General features: G+C 54.3%; 6 protein-coding genes. 3 read left to right on the top strand and 3 right to left on the bottom strand.

Features of this window, described 5'->3' with window-relative positions:
• Positions 1–232 precede the first annotated feature (232 nt).
• Positions 233–1,036 (top strand): 2,5-didehydrogluconate reductase DkgB, encoded by an 804-nt coding sequence (dkgB, locus tag H7K56_RS06655; protein WP_150361883.1) that lies wholly within the window; start codon positions 233–235, stop codon positions 1,034–1,036.
• 12 nt (positions 1,037–1,048) lie between these two features.
• Here the strand turns inward: dkgB and yafC are convergent, their stop codons facing one another.
• Complete coding sequence (gene yafC, locus H7K56_RS06650; protein ID WP_150361882.1) at positions 1,049–1,957, bottom strand: DNA-binding transcriptional regulator YafC; 909 nt, start codon at positions 1,955–1,957, stop codon at positions 1,049–1,051.
• Positions 1,958–2,057: 100 nt separating this feature from the next.
• Between yafC and H7K56_RS06645 the strand changes: the two genes are divergently transcribed.
• Positions 2,058–3,236, top strand: a complete 1,179-nt coding sequence (locus H7K56_RS06645) for an MFS transporter (protein WP_150361881.1) — start codon at positions 2,058–2,060, stop codon at positions 3,234–3,236.
• Positions 3,237–3,384: 148 nt separating this feature from the next.
• Entirely contained in the window at positions 3,385–4,185 is an 801-nt protein-coding gene (locus H7K56_RS06640; RefSeq protein WP_031279675.1) for an endonuclease/exonuclease/phosphatase family protein, read from the top strand.
• Positions 4,186–4,377: 192 nt separating this feature from the next.
• Here the strand turns inward: H7K56_RS06640 and mltD are convergent, their stop codons facing one another.
• Both mltD and gloB read right to left on the bottom strand, forming a co-directional pair.
• Entirely contained in the window at positions 4,378–5,754 is a 1,377-nt protein-coding gene (mltD, locus tag H7K56_RS06635) for a murein transglycosylase D (protein WP_031279674.1), read from the bottom strand.
• Between the two features lie 71 nt (positions 5,755–5,825).
• Complete coding sequence (gene gloB, locus H7K56_RS06630) at positions 5,826–6,581, bottom strand: hydroxyacylglutathione hydrolase (protein WP_021507308.1); 756 nt, start codon at positions 6,579–6,581, stop codon at positions 5,826–5,828.
• Between the last annotated feature and the right edge of the window lie 25 nt (positions 6,582–6,606).

The raw sequence follows: 6,606 nt of genomic DNA, 5'->3' as shown, positions 1-6,606 counted from the left end.
TTGGTTAGAATACCTGCCTGTCACGCAGGGGGTCGCGGGTTCGAGCCCCGTCCGTTCCGCCACTTAAATTGAGAAGCCCTGAATGTAAAGTCAGGGCTTTTTCATGTCCGCTAAAAACCTGCCATTGTTGAGTAAAACGCAAAATTCCTCTGCTCATAAGCGGATATTTCAGCAACAATAATCCTGCCACAATACGCCTCATCGCAACATTCAACGCAATAATGAGGAAAACATGACAATCCCCGCTTTTGGTTTAGGAACATTTCGTCTGCAGGACGATGTCGTTATTCATTCAGTGAAAACCGCACTGGAACTCGGTTATCGCACTATCGATACCGCACAAATTTATGAAAACGAAGCTGCCGTAGGTCAGGCTATTGCCGAAAGCGGCGTGGCACGTGATGAGCTGTTTATCACCACTAAAATCTGGATTGAGAATCTCGCCGCCGATAAACTGATCCCCAGCCTGCAGCAGAGCCTGGCGAAACTGCGTACCGACTATGTCGATTTGACGCTGATTCACTGGCCATCGCCGGGTGCAGCGATATCGGTCAAAGAGAGCATGCAGGCATTGATGGCAGCGAAAGAGGCGGGTTTGACGCGTCAGATTGGTATCTCTAACTTCCCGATTGCCCTGATGAAAGAGGCCATTGCCGCTGTGGGCGCAGAGAACATTGCGACCAACCAGATTGAGCTGCACCCGTTCCTGCAAAATCGCCAGGTCGTGGAGTTCGCGAAACAGCAGGGCATTCACATCACTTCATACATGACGCTGGCATATGGCGAAGCGTTAAAAGAACAGGTGATAAAGCAGATTGCGCAGAAACATCAGGCCACACCCGCGCAGGTTGTTTTGGCGTGGGCACTGGCACTGGGTTATGCCGTGATCCCCTCCTCAACCAAGCGTGAGAACCTGGCCAGCAATATGGCGGCGCAGGATCTGAAACTGGATGCGGACGACATGGCGCAGATCGCCGCGCTGGATCGCCAGCAGCGTCTGGTCAGCCCGGAAGGCCTGGCACCAGACTGGGATTAATTCTTCCATGCATCAGCCCTGCACGCGCCAGGGCTGATCACTGACCCACTCGCTGAGAAAATCAATAAAGGCCCGCACGCGCTGGCTCACCCCTAAATCGCTGTAATACACCGCATTAAAAGGCATCTCAACCGGTACCGACTGGTGCGCCAGCACCTCAACAAAAGTGCCCGCCGCAATTTCCGCATTCACCATAAAGTCCGACAGGCAGGCGATACCCTGATCGTTCAGGCACAGCTGCTTGATTGTCTCTCCGCTGTTTGATGACATCGCCGCGTCAATTTCATACAGATCGCTGCCATTGGCCGACACGGGCCAGCGATTGAGACGAGGCGTCTCGACAAAGCCGAGGCACTGATGCTGTGCCAGCGCCTCCACCGACGCCGGCGTGCCATATTTCGCAAGATAACCTGGCGTAGCGACCATTTTACGATAGCTGGTGAACAGCAGCCGGGCACGCAGCGTGGAGTCGGTTAAATCTCCGGCACGAATAGCGACATCCACTTTACGATCGATCAGGTTGATAAAGCTTTCAGAGGAGATTAGCGATAGCGTGACCGCCGGATAGCGCTCGCGAAAGGGTTTAATCATCGGCATCAGCAGGTTAAGGATCACCGGTGTTGCCGCGTCGATGCGCAGCACGCCCTGTGGCGCCTGCTGGCGCTCAATCAGCTCATTCTCTGCTGTCGCCATCTCAAGGATCAGCTTCTGCACGCGCCGGAAATAGAGTTCGCCTTCATAAGTCAGCGCCAGCTGACGGGTGGTACGCGTCAGCAGCGACACGCCAAGCTTGTTCTCCAGCTTCTTCACCGTGCGGCTCACCGCTGAATTGGCCATCTGTAACTGCTCCGCTGCACGGCTAAAACTGCCGCTTTCCACCACAGCGATAAAGACTTTTAACTCCTCTGAAGATGCCTTCATTATGCCTCATCAGGCAAAAGTTTATTGTTATTTTGCTTCTTTTTGTTATTAAAGCACGAGTCGATAATGGCGCCCATCAAAACATTATTGGGAGTCAACCATGCCACTTGCACTCTGGGCGCTGACCATCAGCGCCTTCGCTATCGGAACCACCGAGTTTGTTATCGTCGGGCTGATTCCGACCATCGCTGAACAGCTCAGCATTACGTTACCTTCTGCCGGGATGCTGGTATCCATCTACGCGCTTGGCGTGGCCGTCGGCGCGCCAGTGCTCACCGCCTTAACCGGCAAGCTGCCGCGCAAGCAGTTGCTGATGGGTCTGATGGCGCTGTTTACCGTCGGTAATCTGGTGGCCTGGCTGGCACCCAACTATGAAACGCTGGTAATGGCGCGTCTGCTGACCGGTCTGGCGCACGGCGTTTTCTTCTCCGTCGGCTCAACCATTGCGACCAGCCTGGTAAGCAAAGAGAAGGCTGCCAGTGCGATAGCCATCATGTTTGGCGGCTTAACCGTGGCGCTGGTCACCGGCGTACCGCTTGGCACACTGATTGGTCAGCATTTTGGCTGGCGTGAAAGTTTTCTGGCGGTCTCTCTGCTGGGTGTGATTGCACTGGTCAGCAGTATGATACTGGTACCGCGTAACATCGCACAGCCGCCTGCCACTTCACTGGCACAACAGGCCGCGGTGATGATCAATCCGCGTCTGCTGCTGATTTACGCGATTACCGCGCTGGGCTACGGTGGCATCTTTACCACCTTTACCTTCCTAGCACCGATGATGCAGTCACTGGCCGGTTTCTCGCCGACCGCCGTTAGCGGCGTGCTGCTGGGGTACGGTATTGCAGTGGCGATCGGGAATACCTGGGGCGGCAGGCTGGCCGATCGCCGCGGGGCGGTACCGGCGCTGACGCTGATTTTTATCGCGCTGGCCATACTGTTAGTGGTATTCCAGTTCACCGCCAGCATGCATTACCCCGCGCTGCTCACGGTGCTGGTGATGGGCGTCTTTGCCTTTGCTAACGTACCGGGCCTGCAGGTTTACGTGGTGCAAAAGGCCGAACACTATGCGCCAGGCGCAGTTGATGTCGCGTCCGGGCTGAATATCGCGGCCTTTAATATTGGCATCGCACTGGGCTCAACTGTCGGCGGTCACATCGTGGAACATTACGGTCTGGCGCAGACGCCATGGGTGGGGGCCGTCATCGTGTTTGCGGCTCTGCTGCTGGTCCGCCTCAGCGGCCAGCTGGATAAGCCACGCGCGGCGGCCGTCATGGAATAAGCCACACAACAGCCTGCCGCATGGCGGGCTGTTGCCGTTGCTGGCTGTGAGGCGAATTCCGACAATCAATAACAGCAATTGAAACCCCGCGCTAAAATCCCTATAACAGTCAGGTGAAGTTGTAGTCGTAAATCAGCCAGGCGGGACAGTGCGAAAAAAAACTTATGCAATGCGGTATGTAGCAGGTCAGCCTGCTGAGCGGATTTTTCCGCCAGGGGCGATGCTGCATCTTGGGCAGGCGTTACCGCCCGGTGCACCGCTGCCAGCCGACCCAACCCTGCGCGTGCTGGTGTGGAATATCTTCAAACAGCAGCGGGCAGACTGGATGTCAGTACTGCAGGGCTTCGGTAAAGATGCCCATCTGGTGCTGCTGCAGGAGGCGCAGACCACACCGGAACTGGTGCAGTTCGCCACCAGCAATTATCTGGCGGCCGATCAGGTACCGGCCTTTGTGCTGCCGCAACACCCCTCTGGCGTCATGACGCTGGCTTCTGCCCATCCGGTCTACTGTTGTCCGCTGCGTGAGCGTGAGCCGCTACTGAGGCTGTCTAAATCCGCTCTGGTCACTGCCTATCCGCTTCCCACCGGCGAAATGCTGATGGTGGTCAACATTCATGCGGTCAATTTCAGCCTCGGCGTTGATGTGTACAGCAAACAGCTGGGGCCGATTGGCGAGCAAATCCAGCATCATCGCGGGCCGGTGATCATGGCCGGCGACTTCAATGCCTGGAGCCGCCAGCGTATGAACGCGCTCTACCGCTTTGCCCGTGAGATGGCGCTGCGCGAAGTAAACTTTACTGATGATCATCGGCGCAAAGCCTTTGGCCGCCCGCTGGATTTTGTCTTTTACCGCGATATGAAGGTCAGCGAGGCGTCGGTGCTGGTGACGCGAGCTTCTGACCATAATCCTCTGCTGGTTGAATTCAGTCCAGGCGCGGCTAAACGCTAAGCTCAGTGCGGCGCGCCAAAGCGAATAATTCACAGCGCTGAAGCCGCATCCTGCTCAATAAACCACTTCAGACCGCTACAGGCATGGCGCAACGGCGAAAATAACCAGGTTTACGCGTGAGTGTGTCTGACTGCGGGAACGGGAAAATGTAAATAATGAAAAAGGCTGACAAAAGTCAGCCTTTTCGGTGCATCAGGTATCAGGTGTTGCGCTATTCTTGACAAACAGCGTCAGCTTGTCGCCGGGCTGAATGTCTTTAGCGTCACTGTTCCAGCGCATCACGTCTTTGGTGTTAACACCGTGACGTTTGGCGATACTGGCAAAAGAATCACCCTTACGTACACGGTAGGTGATGCTGTTTCCGTTATCCGCCAGCTGCGACGCGCCAGCTTTGCTACCAACGGTCAGTGTCTGACCGATGCGTACTGACGCGCTGCGCAGGTTATTCTGCTGCTTCAGTGCACTAACGCTCACACCAAGCTTACTGGCAATGCCCGATAAGGTGTCGCCTTTGCGGACCTTATAGCTATTGCCTGCAGCGCTGACTTTCGCCAGCTCGCCGGGCTGTACCGCAGCAATATCACCGGAAGCCAGTGAATTGCGCAGCTGAGCCACGTTGGACTTTGGCACCATAATATAGTGCGGTCCGTTTGGCGCGGTGGTGCCGTTTTTATACCCGGCATTGAATGTCTTCAGCTTGCTGAGCGACATACCGGCCATATCTGCGGCCTGCGTCAGTTCAATCTGCTGTCCCACTTCAACGCGAGCCAGTGCACGGCTCTCATTCGCGGTTGGCAGCTTAATACCGTAACGCTTGCTGTTCTTGAGAATATCACTCAGGGCCAGCATTTTAGGTACGTAAACCGTGGTCTCGCGTGGCAGCGATAAATGCCAGAAGTCGGTCGGCTTACCGCGCGCCTTGTTCTGTTTCATCGCCTTCAGCACACGCCCTTCACCGCTGTTATAGGCGGCGATGGTCAGTAACCAGTCACCGTCAAACATGCCGTTCAGACGCTGCATCATATCCAGCGCAACTTTGGTTGAGGCCACCACATCGCGGCGTCCGTCATACCATTGGTTCTGTTTCAAACCATAGTTTTTGCCCGTTTGCGCAACGATCTGCCAGATGCCAGCGGCATTCGCAGAAGAGGTTGCGTGTGGGTCAAAAGCGCTCTCCACTATGGGTAGCAGTACCAGTTCCATCGGCATTTTACGTTTCTGTATCTGCTCGACAATCCAGTACATGTACGGCTCTGCCCGTAATGTTACATCGTGGAGATAGCTCTTATTTTTTAAGTACTTTGTTTTTTGTTCGCGGATTCGCGGGTTTTCCGGAATCCCCATCTTCAACTCGTCACTAATGTGATTCCAGAGATCAGTGTCTTCTGCGAGGCTGGTTCCATCATCTTGCCAGCGCGGCGACAACAAGCGATCTCCGTACTTTCCATTTTCACCTTGACCAGCTGAAGACAGACTCTGTGCATGCTGTACCGGGATACTGGCGTCATTCCTTGATGCCTGACATCCAACCAGCAAGACCGAGGCGAGTAATATCGCTTTAGCCTTCATGTGTGTGTCAATAGTTCGCTTAAAAGACGAGCAACTATACGTTAGCGACCGGCACAACACAACCAGAAATATCAAAAACGGTCTTTCTTCTCGCGTAGATCGGCAAAAGTCTGCCATAACGGAGCCGACGACACATTAATGCCTAAAGCCTTTTGCAAATCAGGATCTTGCGTACGCAGGAATAAATTTATTTCACGCTCAAGCGCCAGTTTTGTTGGCAAAGTAATGCGATTTTCTGCGCGTAAGTCCTTAATTTGCTGATACCTTGCCAAAATTTTCGGGTCCTGAGGCAGAATAGCCGCAGCAAACTTCATATTGGATAAAGTGTATTCATGCGCACAGCAGATAAGCGTATCGGCAGGGAGTTGATTAAGCGCCTGAAACGACTCAAACATTTGCTGCGCAGTGCCTTCGAATAGTCGTCCGCAGCCACCCGAAAACATCGTATCGCCACAGAAAAGATAAGGTGAGCTGAAATATGAGATATGTCCTAAAGTGTGTCCAGGCGTTGCGATGACGCGGAAATTTAGCCCGAGCAGCGTAAATTCATCACCGTCACTGAGAATAGTGCGCGCGCCTTTATCGGCGGTCTCCTGCGGACCATAAACCTCAAGTTGTGGATAGTGCTCCAGCAGTTCGCTAACGCCGCCCACGTGATCGTGATGATGATGGGTCAGCAGAATGGCCTGCGGCTGCCAGTGATTGGCGTGAATTTTTTCCAGCACCGGCCGGGCTTCACCCGGATCGACGATCAGACAGCGTCCCTGTTCATCGTTCAGTGTCCAGATGTAGTTATCCTGCAACGCGGGAATACTGGTAAGATTCATAAACACCTCTCAGGTCGTAGAAAAA

The organism is Pantoea dispersa (genome assembly GCF_014155765.1).
GTDB lineage: Bacteria > Pseudomonadota > Gammaproteobacteria > Enterobacterales > Enterobacteriaceae > Pantoea > Pantoea dispersa.
The sequence above is the reverse complement of the archived record's forward strand: the minus strand, read 5'-3'. Positions and strand labels throughout refer to the sequence as shown.